This is a genomic window from Kyrpidia tusciae DSM 2912 (genome assembly GCF_000092905.1).
GTDB lineage: Bacteria > Bacillota > Bacilli > Kyrpidiales > Kyrpidiaceae > Kyrpidia > Kyrpidia tusciae.
The window spans coordinates 2,264,105-2,281,877 of record NC_014098.1 but is presented as its reverse complement, the minus strand read 5'-3'; the positions used below and the strand labels follow the sequence as shown (position 1 = coordinate 2,281,877).

General features: G+C 57.0%; 11 protein-coding genes. 8 read left to right on the top strand and 3 right to left on the bottom strand.

The window, feature by feature from the left end; translation table 11 throughout:
* Positions 1–30: 30 nt before the first annotated feature.
* The 4 genes from BTUS_RS11325 (at position 31) to BTUS_RS11310 (ending at position 3,239) form a co-directional block, all read left to right on the top strand.
* Positions 31–1,092 carry an ABC transporter substrate-binding protein gene (locus BTUS_RS11325; RefSeq protein WP_013076212.1) on the top strand — a complete coding sequence of 354 codons (1,062 nt, stop codon included), beginning with the start codon at positions 31–33 and terminating at the stop codon, positions 1,090–1,092.
* A gap of 123 nt (positions 1,093–1,215) precedes the next feature.
* Positions 1,216–1,986: an ABC transporter ATP-binding protein gene (locus tag BTUS_RS11320; protein WP_013076211.1), complete on the top strand. Its 771-nt coding sequence runs from the start codon at positions 1,216–1,218 to the stop codon at positions 1,984–1,986.
* Positions 1,973–2,851: an ABC transporter permease gene (locus tag BTUS_RS11315; protein WP_013076210.1), complete on the top strand. Its 879-nt coding sequence runs from the start codon at positions 1,973–1,975 to the stop codon at positions 2,849–2,851. Before BTUS_RS11320 ends, BTUS_RS11315 begins: the two co-directional genes overlap by 14 nt.
* 187 nt (positions 2,852–3,038) lie before the next feature.
* Positions 3,039–3,239: a YgaP family membrane protein gene (locus BTUS_RS11310; RefSeq protein WP_041304195.1), complete on the top strand. Its 201-nt coding sequence runs from the start codon at positions 3,039–3,041 to the stop codon at positions 3,237–3,239.
* A 314-nt stretch (positions 3,240–3,553) separates the two neighbouring features.
* On the opposite strand, the gene BTUS_RS11300 is transcribed toward BTUS_RS11310, so the two are convergent.
* The 3 genes from BTUS_RS11300 to BTUS_RS11285 all read right to left on the bottom strand — a co-directional run bounded on the left by BTUS_RS11300 (position 3,554) and on the right by BTUS_RS11285 (position 10,010).
* On the bottom strand, positions 3,554–4,636 hold the full coding sequence (locus BTUS_RS11300; RefSeq protein ID WP_013076207.1) for a GerAB/ArcD/ProY family transporter: 1,083 nt from the start codon (positions 4,634–4,636) through the stop codon (positions 3,554–3,556).
* Positions 4,637–4,709: 73 nt separating this feature from the next.
* Positions 4,710–6,224: a spore germination protein gene (locus BTUS_RS11295; protein ID WP_013076206.1), complete on the bottom strand. Its 1,515-nt coding sequence runs from the start codon at positions 6,222–6,224 to the stop codon at positions 4,710–4,712.
* 807 nt (positions 6,225–7,031) lie between these two features.
* Positions 7,032–10,010 (bottom strand): DEAD/DEAH box helicase, encoded by a 2,979-nt coding sequence (locus BTUS_RS11285; RefSeq protein WP_169307975.1) that lies wholly within the window; start codon positions 10,008–10,010, stop codon positions 7,032–7,034.
* Between the two features lie 444 nt (positions 10,011–10,454).
* Between BTUS_RS11285 and BTUS_RS11280 the strand changes: the two genes are divergently transcribed.
* From BTUS_RS11280 to BTUS_RS11265, 4 genes are read left to right on the top strand one after another with little or no spacing between them, the layout of a single operon-like run.
* Entirely contained in the window at positions 10,455–12,059 is a 1,605-nt protein-coding gene (locus BTUS_RS11280; RefSeq protein ID WP_013076204.1) for a CRISPR-associated protein Cas02710, read from the top strand.
* A complete protein-coding gene (locus tag BTUS_RS11275; protein WP_013076203.1) occupies positions 12,056–13,708 on the top strand; it encodes a Cas10/Cmr2 second palm domain-containing protein in 1,653 nt (550 codons plus the stop codon). Before BTUS_RS11280 ends, BTUS_RS11275 begins: the two co-directional genes overlap by 4 nt.
* Before the next feature lies 1 nt (position 13,709).
* The gene (locus BTUS_RS11270) at positions 13,710–15,989 is read left to right on the top strand and encodes an RAMP superfamily CRISPR-associated protein (RefSeq protein ID WP_013076202.1); all 2,280 of its coding nucleotides are present in this window, start codon (positions 13,710–13,712) and stop codon (positions 15,987–15,989) included.
* Positions 15,986–17,755, top strand: coding sequence for an RAMP superfamily CRISPR-associated protein (locus tag BTUS_RS11265; RefSeq protein ID WP_013076201.1), 1,770 nt, complete (start codon positions 15,986–15,988; stop codon positions 17,753–17,755). The genes BTUS_RS11270 and BTUS_RS11265 overlap by 4 nt, the downstream gene beginning before the upstream one ends.
* Positions 17,756–17,773 lie beyond the last annotated feature (18 nt).

The following is a 17,773-nucleotide window of genomic DNA, read 5'->3' as shown; positions in this document are numbered from 1 at the left end:
GCATAGGGTGGAGGAGGAGGGAGAGGAGCGATGAAAGGAGTCAAACGGAAACGAAGATGGTGGTGGGTCCTGGCGACGGTGGCGCTTGCAGTCTTGGTTGCCGGATGTGGGGCTACAGGCACAGCTCCCGGGGCGCCGGGGCCGGCACCCGGAGTGGGCGGTGCCTCGGGGGGGCAGACCCAGACCATTCGATTCTCCGAGGTGATCCGGTCGATTTTTTACGCACCCCATTACGTGGCACTGGCCAATGGATTTTTTCAACAACAAGGGCTCAATGTGGACATGGTGACTTCCCAAGGCTCGGATAAGGGAGCGGCGGCCCTCCTGGCGGGGACGGCGGACATCTCCCTGATCGGCCCGGAAACCTCGGTCTACATTTACAACCAGCACGGGGAAAAGAACATCAAGGCTTTTTATCAACTGACCGGAGTGGATGGGTCTTTTTTGGTCGGGCGGCCGACGTCGAAGCCTTTCCATTGGCAGGATTTAAACGGCAAGTCGATTATCAGTTGGCGGCCCGGCAGTTCCCCTCAGATGGTTCTGAACCATGTGTTGGCCGAAAAGGGCGTGCATGGCGCAAAGGTCATCACCAACATTGCCCCCCAAGCCATGGTGGGGGCGTTCCGCAGCGGGCAGGGGGACTATATCCAGGTTTATGAACCCCTGGCATCGATGTTGGAACAACAGGGGGTCGGAAAAGTGGTGGCTTCCCTGGGCGAAGCCGGCGGATCGTACCCCGAGACAGCCTATGAAGCAACGGACGCGTACATTCGCGCTCACCCCGACGTGATTCAAAAATGGTGCACCGCAGTGTACCAGGCCACTCGATGGATGGAGAGCCACAGCCCGTCCGAAGTGGCGGACGTGATCGCGCCGTATTTTGAAGGCACGCCGAAAGACTTGATCGCAAAATCCATCCAGCGTTATGAACAGCAGCACACCTGGCCGAACAATCCGGTGCTCACCCAGGAGCAGTTCGGGATCCTGCAAAATGTCCTTATCGAGGCGGGCACGATCAAAGCGGATCAAAAGGTGCCGTACAACGCCGTGGTAGAGACCCGGTTCGCCCAAAAAACGGCGGGCGGCCAATGAATGGCACGGGGAAAAGGGCATCTCAAGGCCGGGGCAACCCCAGGCGGCCCCGGTGAGGGGACGCCTGGGTGGGATACCCGTCTAACGGCGGCTCCCCGGCCATCACCGGAAGGAGGGGTGCCGATGGCGCAGATCGAGGTGCGCGGTGTGTTTCACCGGTATTTTACGATGAAAGAAGAAACCGAGGCTTTGCGCAATGTCCATCTTCAGGTGGAAGCCGGGGAATTTGTCAGCATCGTGGGGCCCAGCGGCTGTGGGAAGAGCACGCTGTTGTCACTTCTCGCCGGGATGATTCGCCCGACCCAGGGGGAGGTGCGTCTGTTCGGTGAGCCCCTCACCGGTCCCTCCCGGCGGGTGGGATACATGTTGCAGCACGATTCTTTGTTCGAATGGCGGGACGTTCTTCACAACGTTCTCATCGGCGCCGAAGTGCGCGGACTTGATCGGGAGGCCGCCCGGCGGCGGGCGTTGGAACTCCTCGATCGCTATGGTCTCGGCGGATTCGCGGGCCACGCGCCCAAACAGCTCTCCGGGGGGATGCGCCAGCGGGTGGCTCTGATCCGGACCCTGCTGCTCGATCCGGATATTCTGCTTCTTGATGAGCCCTTTTCGGCGCTGGACTATCAAACCCGGCTCAGTCTCGGGGATGAGGTGGCCGAGATTTTGCGCGATCAGGGAAAGACGGTGGTTTTGGTGACCCACGATATTGCCGAGGCGATCACCATGGCAGACCGGGTGGTGGTGATGTCGAAGCGGCCGGCGACGATTACCGCGGAGCACCCGATCCGGTATGCGGCCGGGCGGCTTCTTCCTACGGCTCTGCGAAAAGAACCGGAGTTTTCCCGGTATTTTAACCGCGTGTGGGAGGAGCTGAAAGATCATGTCCGGGTTTGAACAGTTTGGTGAGCTGGAGGAAAAAGGATGGGGCGGGCGAAGGAGGAATGCGGCCGCGACCCGGGCTGTCCCCAGTGCGGCCTATCGGGCTTATCTGCGCTGGCAGCGGGGACGAATTCGCCGCATCCGGGCGGGGCGGTGGCTGCTGCTCCTGGTGGTGCTGGGGATTTGGGAGCTGGCGGCCCGGCTCCACTGGGTCGACCCCATGTTGACGAGCATGCCGTCCCAGATCGCCACCAGTTTCTGGATCATGGCCGGGCAGGGACAGATCGGCCACCACACCTGGGTGACGGTGCGGGAGACGCTGATCGGCTTTGTCCTGTCATTGGGCGTGGGCGGGCTGGCCGCGGTGGCCTTGTGGTGGTCCTCCTTGCTCTCCAAGGTGTTGGAGCCGTATCTCGTCGTCCTCAACGCGCTGCCCAAAGTGGCACTGGGGCCGATTTTTTATATTTGGCTGGGGGACCGAAATTCCATCTACGGGATGGCGGTGGCCATTTCCATTGTCGTGACGATCCTGATGCTGGAGTCCGGCTTTCGGGAGGCCGGTCGGGACAAATTGAAGTTGATGGAGTCCCTGGGGGCGACGAGATGGCAAATGTTCAAGCTCGTCGTGCTCCCGGCCTCGATCCCCAGTCTGGTGGCCGCCATGAAGGTCAACATCGGATTGACGTTGGTCGGCGTGATCATGGGGGAATTTTTATCTTCCAAGGCGGGGCTCGGGTTCCTGATCCTCTATGGCGGCCAGGTGTTCCAAATGAACCTCGTGATGACCAGCATCGCGCTCCTGGTCATCGTCTCTGTCGTGTTGTACGGCCTGATCGTCGTGGCGGGGCGCCTTTTACAGAAGCGCTACCATTTTGAGTGAAGGGGCGGGGAAGGACCGGGGCGGCCGGGCGAGCCGCCCCTTGGCGCGGTGTTAAGGAGCACAATGTCGACAGGACTGGGGCAAAATCTGGAATGTTCGATGACAATGGATCCCGGGTGGTGGTTTTTTCTTTGTTTTTTGAGATACTAAAAGAGGAACCAGATGTCCCAACATGGAGGGGAGCCTCATGAAAGAGAACGTTGGGAAAGTGGATCGCGTCATCCGGGCTGTGATCGGGATCGTCTTGTTGGCGCTGTTGTTCATCGTGCCGGGCAACGCCAAGTACATCGGTCTTATCGGCATCATTCCTTTGTTTACGGCGGTGGCGAAGTGGTGTCCCCTGTATTCGTTGTTTGGCATCAACACCTGCCGGCGGGTGAATCGTTAGGCGGGCGGTTGAAGCTACAGGCGGAATTAGGTTACGCGGAATTAGGTTACGCGAAAATGGCGGGCGATGGGGCCCGCTTTTTTCGATCGCTGAAAATGGTGGACCGGACGGGATGACCACCGTCGCCGTCTTGTTGTTGTCATCGAACATGATCGGGTCATGCCCTGTGGTCCACTTGTTGCTTTGGTCGGGCAATCCGAAGGCTCCGTCAAGCTTGGTGAACCGCCGGATGCGGACCCGCGGACCCGCATGTCCGGTGGAGTGTGAGGACGGGGGCTGGCCGCTCCCTTCCACTGGATGGAATACTTATCTCGTTAGCGACGAATCGCCCGGTGCTGCCGCCATCGTTGAACGATTACAGCGAGGAGGGGGCCCGCCAACCCGGTCGATGTAAAGTATCCCCAGACAACCTTCATAATTATGTCCATTATGGCATTACTGTTGTGGATAAGAAAGAAACTCCCTGCCCACAGCAGTATCGCCGAACTCCAAACCATCCTGCGATACTGACACGGGGCGAACCAGTTCTGAATCGCTGTGGTGAAAGCAAAATGAATGACAGAAAGCTTTAAAAAGATGGTGGTTACCACTCCCATGACATAAAGCGTATCCAGCCTCTCGATGAAATCGGCAATTCGAATCGTTCGCACCACTTCAAGAAGCGGATACGCACTGTACCTGATACCAGGCCCCAACACAGCAATAACCGTAAATTCGGCGATTACACCGATTGCGGAGATTAACAGGGTCGTGATCAGCAGCCCTTTCGTCATCCACTGCCCGGGAACCCCTCTGAACTGCAGAAAAAACATCGTTTCCCACATGTAGGCCCATGGCACAACGTCCGCTCGTACAACCGGACTCCAACCGTCTGCCAATACCGGTTGAAGATAGGAAGGGTTCAGGTAAGGAAGAGCCAACATGAAGAGCACCAGGATCACACCGACACCGATGGGCGTGATGATTTCCGCCATTCTTCCGAGGACTTCCGCCCCTTGATATGTGACATACGCAACTGGCAGGATGAACGCCCCCGCCACAATATAGTTCGGCGTGGACGGGAGAACGGTTGTGCTCAGAAATACCGACCCTTCCCGTAAAACAAAGCATTCCGTCACGAATATCATGTAAATGAACCAAAGGCTTGCCGCGCGTCCGACAAAGGGGCCGAGGGCTTCGTGCAGAGCTTCTACTAACGACTGGTTCGGAAACACCCGTCGAAACAAGGCGATCACAGTGATGACAACCGCACCGCCTGGAAGAAGCAGGATCGCGCTGATCCAGCCGTCGCGAATCGTAATCTGACCAATCGTGAAGGGCAAAGTAAGAATGCCTGTGCCGACGATCAGCCACAGGGCGAGAAACACAAATTGGAGCCGAGACATTTGCTGCTTCACAATCCGCCCTCCAAGGGGAACTAGGCTTTAGTCCCAGTTGTGAGTGCATGATTAATCCGTCTTGCCTGGAACTTTAATCCTCTCCCGGCTGCCCCGGAACGGGCCTGGTGACCTCCGCACTTCTGACGAGGTCCAGTGGTTCCAAAGTTTTTGGCCGCCTTCGCATTTGCCACCAGGGGGCTCGGACAAACACATCTTTAAGATCCGACCAGATGAGGGGGGCCATTGGCGACAGGTAGGGCACTCCAAAGGACCTCAGAGAGGCTAAGTGGATCCACAAGATGAGCGCCGCGATAATAATCCCGTACAAACCGAGCACCCCAGCAAGGAGCAGGACGGGAAACCGCAAAATCCGCAAGCTGATCGCAATGTTATAACTGGGAATGGCAAAAGACGCGATTCCGGTCAAGGCCACGATGATCACCATGGCCGGCGTCACGATGCCTGCATTGACCGCCGCTTCTCCGATAACCAGGGCCCCGACAATGCTCACCGACTGGCCCACGGCTCTGGGAAGGCGAAGACCCGCTTCCCTCAGAGCCTCGAAAGTGATTTCCATGATCAGGGCCTCCACGACAGACGGAAAAGGGATTTGTTCATGAGTAGATATCAATGTGATGAGAAGGGTCGTGGGAATCATCTCCTGGTGGTACGACAACAGAGCAACGTAGGTAGCCGGCAACAGAAGCGCTAGCCAGAAGAAAAAATGACGCAGCAAGCGCACCGCCGTCGCCATGGTGTACCGTTCGAAATACTCTTCCGCCGATTGTAGAAAGTGGACAAAAATAGCAGGTGCCAACAAGGCATTCGGACTGCCGTCGACGAGAATGCCGATTCTTCCTTGGAGGATCTCCGCTGCCAACCGCTCCGGTCTTTCCGTATACTCAATCGTCGGGAACGGGGACAGGGGGGCATCATCGATCATTTCTTCGATATACCCGGCATCGAGAACAGAATCGACATCGATCCGCCGCAAGCGCTCGCGACATTCTTCCACCAATCCCGGTTTCACGATCCCTTGAACGTAAACGAGGGCGATGGTCGTTTTGGAAACTCTTCCAAGAGTCATGTATTCCACTTTCGCGTTGGGACTTTTGAGCCGGCGGCGATAAAGTGCGAGGTTTTTCTCAAGGCTCTCGGTGAATGCTTCCTGAGGTCCCCGGACCACAGATTCTGATGCAGCCTTTTCTACAGCCCGCCCCTGAAAATCCATCAGGTCCATGGCAAGGCCTCGGTCCCAACCATCCACGCAAAGGACCGCCTCGCCGCTTCCGATGGCCACATTGATTTCTTCCAAGTTTTTTACTGGCTTCAATGAGACTGTACGCAAAGCCTGTTCAAGATCCTCGATGGATTTGTCGGACTTGTCGAAGGTGGTCAGGGGTTCAAGAAGCCCCTCTTGAAGCAGCTCTTTGCCGATCAGGGTATAAATGCAGACGATAAATGCCTTCCGGCCCCCGACCTGGATCCAACGAAACCGGATGTCGTCGCATTTGCCCCATGCTTCGGCCACCCGGCCATACATCACGTCAATGTTTTCAGGCCATTCGTGATCCCGCTCCGGGGATTGGGAATCCGACTGCCTCACTGGTTTCTTTTGTTGCCTTTTCGTTTGTCCACTGCGCTTTTGTCTCATCATCCCACCGAATTTCAAAAAGATGGCCACTGGAACAGTATGCCAACACCGACATGGGGTTATACAGCAGGCTCTAACTGGACCAGCCAGAGGATAAAGGCCTTGGGGACTCATGGTCGGCGACCCTGGGTTCGGAACGCCGGCCCCGGCTCAATACCATCGCAGCGGAGATGGAGATGAGGATTATGGCCGGGGTCAGGTCCGCCGTCCGCGTTCCCAACTACAGCCGGATTCCAGCGATCAATGTGCCGGCTTCGTGGAGAACAACATCGTTCACCGATTCGCACGTCGCATATTCTTGAGCCACGTGGCGTGTGGACCGCGGCCGATCCGGGATGGAGTGGCTGAGAGTGGGCCGGAGGTTTCAGCCCGACCCATTGCCTGGCGAAAAAATTCCCCCGGCAATCGAGAGGCCAGGGGTTTCGCGTTGGTTGCCATGACCTGGTGGAGCACTTGGAAAATTCCGCCTCGTCCATGGATGACCGGGCCGGACGGTGCGAAAAGTCAGTTTCTATCGCCTCTCCGGTGTTTGGAAGGAAAAAATCTCACTTCCGATGAATATTCCTCATGAGGTGAGGAGCATGGTATTGTTTTCTTTTTTTATTCGTCGGTGCAGCCTGTGTGGTCGGAAAACGAAGCCGCTGCGGGTCTATGTCGATGATCGAGGTAGAAGGATCCGCTTGTGCCCGGCTTGTTCCGAGTACGCCGAGCGGAGGGCGTATCGGATCAAAAACTGATTGATATCTTGAGTTCTGACCGTCAATGGGACGGGCCGCCGAGAGACTTTGACAATGTGGAAAAATAGGGTATTGACTTCCAGGCGGAAAAATCTCCGATCACATAGAGGCGCTGCTTAGCACGGGTCACGGCGACATTGAGCAAGTTTGGCGATTTTCCCGCCCAATACCGCGCTCCTAGAGATTGTTTGCCGGGTGCTCCCAGGACCAGGATCACCGCTTCCGCCTCTTTGCCCTGAAAGGTGTGGATGGTCCCGATTTGCCGCTCGAACCACTCGTTGAGCTCCTCTTCCGAAGAAAAAAGAGGAATCTGGTGTCGTTTTTGACAATCGGCCAGGGCGGCTCTCAAGTGATCCCTCAATTTGAAAGCGACTTGACGAAATGGTGTGATGAAAAAGATATCATTCGGCACACACGGCTGCAATCCGTCTTGAAGACGGCGTTCGACGGCGATCAGCAACAGTTCCGCCGATCTCTCTCCTTCCGGGGGCGACCATTTTCCGTCGATGTTTTCTCCTTTGACGTCAATCCACCGGGTTTCCCCAAGCACTTGGCCGGTCCGGCACGGCCGTTCCGGGGGCGTGGCGAACACCATCAAGCCGTTGTAAGCGATCTGATTCGAAATGGAAAACATGGGTTCATCGCACCGGCGATGGACCCGCAGAGGGCAGCCGACCCAGATCGGTTCACCCTCACCCATCAGAGAGGTTCCCAGCCAACTCCCCCGGTCGGCCAACGTCTGGACGGATATCCACGGAGCCGCCCATTGGCCTGGATCTACGCCAAACTGTTTGAACAGGGCTTCGATCAACGGCAGGGGGGTGGTGACAACCGGTTCGATTTGCATGGGGTCCCCGACAACCACGGCTCGGCGGCACCTCCACAGGGCGCCGACTGCCGATTGCGGCGTGGCTTGACCGGCTTCGTCGATGAACAGCCATCCGATTTCTTCCTTCCCGAGGCCGCTGAAAAGCCTGCCAAAGGACGCGAAAGTGGTGGAGACCACCGGCACGACCAAGAAAAAACTGGCCCAAAGGTGTCGAAGCAGCGTGGTGAGGTCGGGGTGAAGGGACTTGGTGCGCAATACTGCCATCATGGTGCCGAGGTTCGCGTGCAGAGGCTTGGCCGCCGCGTCGACAAAGGCGCGGTGTAACTCAAACGCCCGCTTAAAAAGTTCATCCCGCGCCCGCTGAATGTCCGGCCCCAGCCATGGCGTGCTTCGTTCCAAGTCCTTTTCGCTTTGCTGCCAAAAGTCCGGATCGGCGAAACAATCCCCGGCGAGTTGGCGCCCCCGGTCAATCTTCTCCTCAATCTCTTGCATGCGCCGCAAAGCGTTCTCACGCTCTTTTTCGGCCCTTTCACACTGAGTTCTCGCCTGTTCGACTTCTTTTTGCGCTCGATCCCGTTGCTCCTTGTATCGTTTTTCTTCCTCTCGTGCGATGCTGACAGCGGCCAAGGCCTCTTCTGCGCGCTGTTGCCAGTGCCGGTAGGCGTTTGTGGAGAAAAGACGGGCGAAAAAGTTTGGGCGGAGAGCGAGAAGAGCCTTTCGATCGTCGGCTGCTGCGGCGGTGCGTTCGGCGGCTTCCTTCCAGAGCCGTTCTGCTTCGGCGAATTTTTCTTCCTGTTGCTGCTGGATCAACCGCGCCTTTTTGGCTGCCTCCGCGGTCTGATGCACATCCATCCGGTTTGCCTCTTTCTGTTCCAGGGCTTCTCTTGCCAGTTCCAGGGTGTGCAACAGGTTTGTGACGCGTTCTAAAGAATTCCTGAAGTTCGCCCGTGCGGTGTGCCAACGGGTTAACGCCTCGTTTTGATCTTTTGGGGCTTGTTCAATGACAGCCACCGCCGGCAAGTCGGCACCGTCCTTTGGGGAGCCGACCGCCTGCAAATAGTGTTTCATGCCTCGCTCTTGTTCCCACCAAAAGCGTTCGACAAAATCCCGGCGATTGTCCTTATTGCCCAAAACCGCCGCGGCCAGTCCCCACGTCATGCCGTCTTCTTGTTTAACAGTGAGGCGATCGGCGATGGAGGCAAAATACCGGATCGGTGGATCAAAATCATCGGCAATCTCCTGGCAAAGCGGGAGTTGGCGACTGATGTTTTCCACGGCCTGATTGTTCGATGAGGCGACGACCATCTCGAACCCGAGAAGGGCGGGGTCCACCCGGTAAATCGTTGCGATTCTTTCGCGGATCGGGACTCGTTTTGGCGAGCGGAAGGCTGCTTCCGGGTGATCGAACGCCGCGAGGACCACGGCGCGGTCCAACACCACTTTCGCCACGAGATCGCGCAACATGGTGGTTTTCCCGGTGCCGGGTGGTCCGTTGACGGACGCCATGCCGGATTTCCCCAATTCCCTGGCCGCATGGTTGACCGCACACTGCTGCATCAGGGACAAAGAAGGCCGGTTGCGTCCGGGCCACCGGGATTTCGGAGTGCGGCCGGGAGCCAGGATTTCCCGGAGCACAGTCCGATCTTTCACGACATCGCGCCGTTCGGCCGGATCGAGACCGTACAAATACCTGGCCAGGGCAAGGCCGATGTTTTCCCTTTCGAGGGCTTTCCGCACTGTGGATAGGTCTTCCAAGAAAAAGCTGTTGAGCATATCGACTTCGGGCGGTTCGTTTCTGCGTTGCGGGATGCGGAGAGCAAACGGCTTCACCTGGTGGGCGTCTTCTTTCGGCAAGCAGATGGAGCGGGTCAACTTATCTGTGAGATGGAGGACCTCCTGGACAGTGAGCGGGGTCGGGCTGCCATGACTTGGATCGGGTCGAAGGTGCTGCAGGATGTTCTGCTTCAAGGTCTGCTCGACTTTCTGGAAATTTTTCAAATCATGGAGTCGATCGTGGAGTACCAAGCTGTAAGCCCACGGGAAGGTCGAAATAAAGATTTGTTCCAGGTCAGGCCGTCCCCTCTCGTCGAGAACAATGAGAGCGAGGGGAATTTTCCCGTCTGCAGACGAGACACGTTCCTCGTACATTTCTTCGCGAAACTTTTGGAGCAACTTCCTTGTCGCTGTTCTCAGACTCAGCGCGCCAAGACACAGGAACCACCATACGGCTCTTTCGTCTTCTCGGCGGGCGTACTTGGGATCTGCCCACGGTTCAAGACTTCCGGGAAGAATCTTTATACATTTTCTCTTCTCTGTGGCTAGCCTGGGCGGTTGCAAGAGTTCAGAGACATACCAAGCGTCCATTACGTTGAGAAGTTCCTCTTTGTTTGAAAAGGAGGATGTCATGACCTTCGGCTCCTCTCGAAAGCCTGCTTGCGGCTTAGGAAAATCGGGCGCGCAAAAAACGACTGATTTTGTACATATGTCGAATTGTAGCAAATCCTTGCACCAAGGGGAAGGAATTTCCTCGACATTGGTCGAAATCCTTTGTTCAAGAACGGTCTTCTGGGCCTTCCCGCAGGTGCCAGAAGCTGAGGCAAGGTGTGGAGGTGTGCGATGGACGAGGAGAGCCTGAGATCAGATACCCGAAGATATTGGGAGTTGCAACGGCACAATGACTCGACTGATTGGGTGTTGGAACAGTACATTTCTGATAAGAGACAAAAATTAGGCGGAAACAGTTTGTTGGAAGCGGAGATGGAACAAATTCGACAACGTAGTTCTCCTGAGCATTGCGAGACCCTCGTCCTTCTAGTTGGACTTTCCTTAGAGCCCCTACTTCAATCGATATGCCTGTACCAACCTGCAGGGATTCTGTTGGTGTTGAGCGACGACGAATATGCCGGTGAACCGAGGCACGCGTATGTCGGCCATGTCTTTGAGGCGATTGAGCGCCTGCGGGACGAGGGGTTGATCGATCGTGTCCCGAAATACTTGGGGAAGAACCCGGCCGGAGAGGGTCAATTTGTGGAAACCGCTGACGACCCACTGGCTGTGTTTCGCACCTTGGTGGAGACGCTCCGCGACGAACCTTGTCCGGTCATCGACATCACCGGCGGGAAGAAGAGCATGGTGGCGGGGGCTTTTTTGTACGCCGCGTACGCAGGAGTGCGGATTTCGTATGTCGATTTTACAGAATACGACCGAAATTCGCGCCGCCCATACGGTTACCTGTCGAAAATTGGCGAGCTGCCCAATCCGTATGAGAAATTCGCCTTGCGCGAATGGGAGCGGGTGCGGCTCTTGTATCAGCGGTATCAATTCCGGGAGGCCAGGAGACTGTTGGAGGACATCTGGAAGGCGATGTCTGCCTTGATGGCCGACTCTGCAAATGCGCTGGACAGCCTGGACAGGTATCTCGAATACTACGAAAAATGGGATCAGGGCGACTACCGGGGCGCGGAAGAGATCCAACGAGATCTTGGAAACTTCCGGCAGCCCAACGCCGTGGTGGAACTGGGTGGCCGATGGTATCGAATCGAAGGGGACGATTACGTCGAACCGCCTAAGTATCTGTATGGGGACCAAGAGGTGCTCAAGGTATACGCATATGATGAACTGAAGCGCATCCAACGGCTGATTGACTATACCCAAGACTATCGTTCGGCATTTCTTCGGGCTGGGGCTTTGAATGAAATTATTATGTTGGCTCGGTTGGTCGATTTGATAAAAGATGACAATGATCGTAAGCGGTTTTTGGAGCCTTTGGATAACAAGACCCCTTCAGCCGAATCAGTCTTTAAAGCGTTGACAAATCCTGATAAAGAAATACATGTGGGTTCAAATAGAAAGAAACATGATATATCGTTTAAAAATGCTCCGGAGATGACCTTGCCTAAGCCGCCTGAGATGAAACCTTGGTGGAACAAGACGGTCATGTTTCGCGACGACCCTTCGAAAGGCGAGAAGGGTTGGGACAAATTCCTTAACCGGCGTAACGACTTAATGCACAAATACTTTCCGGTTTCAAGACAATGGGCGGAGGATGCGTTGAGATTTGTCGAGGCGAATTTCGAAGATTTTCTGGGACTGCGGACAAAGGATATGCCTTTATACGCTGAAGCCGTTCCCTGGCCGGAGCTGTGCGAATTGTGCGGATTGCAACGGTTCTTGCCTTCCAGTCTTGTCCGGGATGAGGCCGGGAAGGGGGGATCGGAGTGAGCCGTTTTCTTCTGGCGGCCGAGGCCGATAAGATTCAGGATCTCCTGTTTCGTTCCTCCCACCTGCGCGAGGTGGTGGGCGGGAGTCAACTGCTCGTCCGATTTTGCGAGAAAGTGCCCAAATATTTGTTGCCCCGTTACGGCGGCGATCCGGACCGGGATGTCATTATTCACGACGGAGGGAGTTTCCGCATCCTATTTGATGAAAGAGCACAAGCAGAGGCTTTCGGCGAGGAATTGGCGGAAGCATACCGCTTGGTGACGGGAGGGAGTCTGACGGTCGCCGAACCGGTGGAGGCACCCGACGGAGCCTTCGGTTCGTCAGCCTTCCTAGCCAATGAGGCGCTTCGGAAGGCCAAACGCTGGCGCCAAGGGTGGCACAGTCCGGAACAGATGCCCTATCTGGCGTTCTGCGCGTCGTGCGGCATCGGCCTCGCGGTGGCCTACCAGGCGTACCATCCAAATGAAGAGCAATATTTGTGTTCCTCGTGCCAGAACAAATATGCCGAGCGAGCACGCGGGTTCAAGGATTTCTTGGAACCGTTCCGCCGCGAGGTGGTGGAGGGTGAACCGGAGTTGGAAGGTGCCGGATGGCCCGGTTATGAAAAACCGGGGGACGGCAGCCAAAACGGCCCAAACGGTCCGGATGATATCTTGGAGAACATTGCGGCCTATGATCCGCGCCAATATGTCGCGTATCTGCTCGCCGACGGCAATGACATGGGGACGGTATTTTCCAAATGTGTGGAAATCGAGCAGATGCGGGAATTGTCCAAAGGACTCGGCCGGGTCATTCGCCGGGCTTTGGCAATTCCGACTAAAGAACTGATGAAAACAACACAGCGCGAAAATGGACAAAACTTGTCGATCCCGGTGTGGCCCCTGATCATGGGCGGCGACGATCTCTTTGCCCTGATCCCCGCCCCCTGGGCTCTGGATTTTGCCCGGCGATTTTGTGAAGTTTACGAGTCCGAAATGGCAGCTCTGCTTAAAGACATCGGTCTGGCGGATGAGGTTCGGCCGAGTGTTTCCACTGCCGTTGTGATTTGCAAGTCTAAACATCCCTATTCCCACGCCCACGAAATCGGCGATGCGCGGTTGAAAGAGGCGAAGCGATTGGGCAAACAGTTGACGTTGTGCGAGAAACAGCCAAAAACCGGTCCCCGGTCCACCGTTAACTTTGAAGTTGTATTGGGCGGTCGGCTGGCCGACACCGTTGATAGCGGAGAGTATCGCTCGACCCTGCGGCCTTATTTCGCAACGAGCGGCGGACCGGAAGAAAGCGCTTTGTCTATCACCCGTTTGCTCGATCTGCGTCGGGAATTGCGCGCTCTTCCGAACAGACGGCTTGCGGAGTTGCAACAGTTGTTTGACCACGCTCCGAGATTATCGGAGAAGGATGAGCTTAACAGCTGGAATCGGACATTGAATCGACTGTTGGAGAGGATCGAACGGTTCAGTGAAGAGGCGGGCCGGATCCTGAGGCGTCTCATGGAAGAGCCGGGGGACAAGTGGCCGGGAAAGCCGTGGCGTTATGTAATCCGGGGATCCGGCCATTGGTATGGTCACGAATTGCCCGACCTCTTGGAAGCGTGGGACTTTGCCTTTCGTGTCGACAAGCTCCGTTCGGAGTACGAAGGAGAAGATTGATATGCTCACCCTGACTTTCGAAATCGAATGGATATCGAATTATCACGTGGGCGCGGGCCATGGAAAAGGGTTTGGGGTGGATTCCGCTTTGCTGCGGGATCCGGACCGCACGCCGATTCTGCGGGGAAGCATGTTGGCAGGGTTGTTGCGGGACGGGACTTGCCGGTTGCTTCAGGTGATTCCTTCAAAGAAGAACTCCACCGGCGACGTCGTGGACAGGCTGTTCGGTTCTCCCGCACAGGAAAAATCTTGGCGGATTTCGTCCGCTGGGCCGACGACCCGGTTTGTCCAGGATTCTTCGACCCGTTGGCGTGTGCGCATCGATCCCCGAACCCGCCGGTCCGAACCGCACAAACTGTTTTCCCAGGAGGAAGGGGTGGCGGGGCAAACATTCCGGTTCACCGTCACATCTCCGTACAGCGACGAGGTGGCGCTGGATGAAGCGGCGTTGTTGGTGGCGGCGGCGCGATTTGTCAGAGAATCGGGCCGGTCTCGCCGCCGCGGACTGGGGGAATGCGTCATTCACCTGGTGGACGTCGTCGGGGCAGATACGGGGAAACCCCGGGACGAATCCTGGGAAGAGTGGCTGTTAAAGCGTTTTGAGAGAGTTTGGCTCCATGGCGAACCGCATGGCGAACGGCGAACCGGAATGACGGTGAGGCACGCTTGGCCGTCGGCGGAGAAAGGGAGAGAGGAAGGGAAGGAGAAACGGGAAGATCGGACGCGGGTACGTTTGAGAATGATCGCGTATCTGGATGAACCGCTGTTGATTGCCCAAAGGGCCGCCGCCGGGAATCGGTATGACACCCAGACACATATTTCTGGCAATGTCATTTTGGGTGCACTGGCTACTTTGGCTGCACGACGAAACAACATGAGCGATCCGGCCACGTATCGCGACTTTGTCGCTCTTTTCCTGCGCGGGAAGATGAGATGTTCGATGCTGTACCCCGCCTACTATCATAACGATTATCTCTACCCGACTATCCCGGCGCCGTATGGACTGTTGACGTGCAGTGTCGTGCCGTTCCGGGGAGATGATGTGGGCCATGGGGTTTTTCCAGCTTGGAAACAGGAAAAGGACCGGTGTCCCGTGTGCGGAAGCAGACTGGAACCGGTCGGCCAGTATGTGGTTTATCACCAGAACGTAGGCACCCTGTTGCCGGAACGTTTTACAGAAATGCACATCCGGATCGACCCGAACTCCCAGCGGGTTGCGCCGGGGAACTTGTACAGCTACAGCGTCCTTGGGGCGGGGCAGTATTTTCTTGGGGAGATTCAATTGAGTGGCGAAAAATGGTGGCACCGGCTGCAGGAAAGGACGGGGATCGGCGAAACGAGAGCGTTTACGTTGTGGTTAGGGAAGGCTCGCCAGCGGGGATACGGGAAAGTGACCGGCTGGTTGGAGCGGATCGACAGTCAGCCGTTTTTATGGGTTCCATGGCCGCTGGACCGGCGGGTGAAGGATCCTTCCCAACCGCTGACACTTACTTTTTTGACGGATGCGATCGTGACCCATACGTGGGGACAGCAGGCCGCCGGCATTTCGGAAGAATGGTTGAACCGGCTGCTCGGGGTGGAAAAGGTGGTTCTCCACGAGGTGTACGCCCGAACCAAAGTTGTGGACGGGTTCAACGCCGTCTTGGGGTTGCCCCGTTGGCGGGACATGGCCCTCGCGGCTGGTACGACGGTGGTGTTTCAGCTCCCGGATCCGCCAGGGGACTGGGCCGCGCGGCTGCAGAGGCTGGAGGACGGGGGAATCGGCATTCGGCGCCACGAAGGGTTTGGACGCGTTGCGTTCAATCACCCGCTGTTTGAAGAACGTTTAAGCGCCGAGGGAGTCATTCGCCTGCAAAAAGACATGAGATTGAGGAAACCTTCCGAACCTGATTTGTTTCATAGGTTTTGGGAAGAAAGGCTGGATAAAGCGTTTTCTCCGGATTGTTTCAAAGGGCAGGAGGCCCGGTTGACAGGACTGGCGCGATGGCTGTACGCCAATCGAAACGAATCCCCTGCCGCGCTGGCTGCGCGCATGAATGAGATTGGGCAACCGGCTTCGTCATTGGTCGCGCTCCTCGGAGGCGTTGAAGAATGCGGGGAGCGTTGCCAATTGAATCGTTTCCAGGCAGAATTGAGGGAAGAGTTAGAGAAAATCGGTCGGCTACTTGAGTTCTTGCAGGAAAAGGGCGAAGGACATTGGCGCGCGGGGATCGAAAGCTTAGCAATGAGGATTGCATCTCTTGTCAAGGACAACACCCAGGGGCGGGAGGAGGCCAAATGATCTACAAGGTTATCATGGGAACGCTGGAGACCCGAACCTCCGTTCATGTGGGCAGCGGCAAGGGGAATGAGTTGACCGATGCCCTGATCCATTGCGATGCTGACGGTCGGCCGGTCATTCCGGGGACCGCCATTGCCGGCGCGTTGCGGGCGTTGCTCACCCGGCTGGCCCCTCGCCTCTCGGGGACGGCTTGCCGGGCGCTGGCACAGACGCCAGACGAACGCAAGCTCTCTTGTTCCTGCCCGGTCTGCAGGCTCTTCGGAGATGTGAACCCGTCTGACACGGAGGGGATCACCTCGGCGGCTTCCCGGCTCTTGGTGTTCAATGCCCGCCCTCTTTCCGGGACGATGCCCCTCACCTGGATTCGTGACGGCGTGGGGATCGAGCGGGCCTCCGGTGTGGCCGCAAGAGCCGGGGCGGTGAAGTTTGACCTGGAGGTCCTGCCTCCGGGTGTGAAATTTGAACTGCGAATGGAGCTTCGCGGTGCGAGCGAAGAAGATGAGCAGCTTTTGGCGGCGGGGTTGGCCGAATGGAAAGCAGAGCGGCTGTGGATCGGTGGTCGAGCCGCTCGCGGGCTCGGATTCGTGGCGTTGCACCACCTGGAATTCCGAGAATTACGTTTGGGTCAACCGGCCCAACTGATGCATTATTTGCGATCGGACCAGCCCTGGGAGCGGGCTGCGCCCGTCCAAGATTGGCTGATGGCGCGGTGTGAGGCGATCCGTTCCAAGGCCGAAAAGAGCTGGCATGGATCGGACGACCGGGGCGATACCGGGCGCGAACTCCCCAAAGCGGCGGCCCGAAGCTGGATCACCCTGAGAGGAACCCTACAGACCGAAGGCGGGGTGCTGATGAACGACAGCCTGACCGCCATGGTCAGCGGCTTTGATCATGCACCGCTGTTAAGCCGGTTGTCGGAATGGGAACAGCCGGTGTTGGGTGGCGCCGGAATTAGAGGAATCCTGCGGTCTCACGCCGAGCGGCTGGCGCGGACCTTGGCTGCTCGCCGTGCCGCAAACCGCGAGGACTTCCTGCGCCGTTGTCCGGCGTGCGATCCCAACGCCAGAAGCCGGGTGAAAAACCAGTACTTGTATCTGGAAAGCTGCGACAGCTTGCTGAGAAAAATTGAATCTGGTCCCGGGACGGCTGATGGATATCTCGATTCCCTCTGCTTGGCTTGTCGCCTGTTCGGCAGTCCGCGACGGGGGAGCCGTTTGATCGTTGAAGACGCACCTTTCTTCTCGACACCGGATCAACCCGAACCCCAATATAAAATGATGGATTTTTTGGCGATCGACCGTTTTACCGGCGGCGGGGTGAACGGGCTCAAGTTCGACGCTTTGGTTCTGTGGCGCCCGGCGTTCAAATTGCGGCTGCACTTGGAGAATCCGGAGGATTGGGAACTGGGCTGGTTGGCCCTGGTGCTCCGGGACTTGGCCGACGGTTGGCTGACTGTGGGTTTTGGGCGCGCCAAAGGGTTTGGCCGGGTGAGGCTAACGGAGTGGGAAGCGACTTTCGGCTACTTGTCGGAGGACGACGCGCCCCGGGGGCTGGAGGAATTGGGATTGTCGGTGGAGAGGAGCGGGGTTTATAAGACCGTTCAAGTGTCGCCCGGCACGACGGGGTGGAAGGATGTGGCGCGGAATTGGGTCCGAGCATTCCACAAAGAAGTGGAAAATTTTGTTAGACCGGAAGTCCTCGTGTTGCAAAAGGATCATGATTTCGACCATCTTGAAAAACTCTACCGGTACAACGAAATCCTTTGAAGTGAGAGGAAGCGGAAG

Bases quoted from the DNA above. Each gene is read 5' to 3' on its own strand.
- BTUS_RS11265 (WP_013076201.1), top strand. From the start codon at position 15,986: ATGATCTACAAGGTTATCATGGGAACGCTGGAGACCCGAACCTCCGTT.
- BTUS_RS11280 (WP_013076204.1), top strand. From the start codon at position 10,455: ATGGACGAGGAGAGCCTGAGATCAGATACCCGAAGATATTGGGAGTTG.
- BTUS_RS11315 (WP_013076210.1), top strand. From the start codon at position 1,973: ATGTCCGGGTTTGAACAGTTTGGTGAGCTGGAGGAAAAAGGATGGGGC.
- BTUS_RS11310 (WP_041304195.1), top strand. From the start codon at position 3,039: ATGAAAGAGAACGTTGGGAAAGTGGATCGCGTCATCCGGGCTGTGATC.
- BTUS_RS11320 (WP_013076211.1), top strand. From the start codon at position 1,216: ATGGCGCAGATCGAGGTGCGCGGTGTGTTTCACCGGTATTTTACGATG.
- BTUS_RS11325 (WP_013076212.1), top strand. From the start codon at position 31: ATGAAAGGAGTCAAACGGAAACGAAGATGGTGGTGGGTCCTGGCGACG.
- BTUS_RS11270 (WP_013076202.1), top strand. From the start codon at position 13,710: ATGCTCACCCTGACTTTCGAAATCGAATGGATATCGAATTATCACGTG.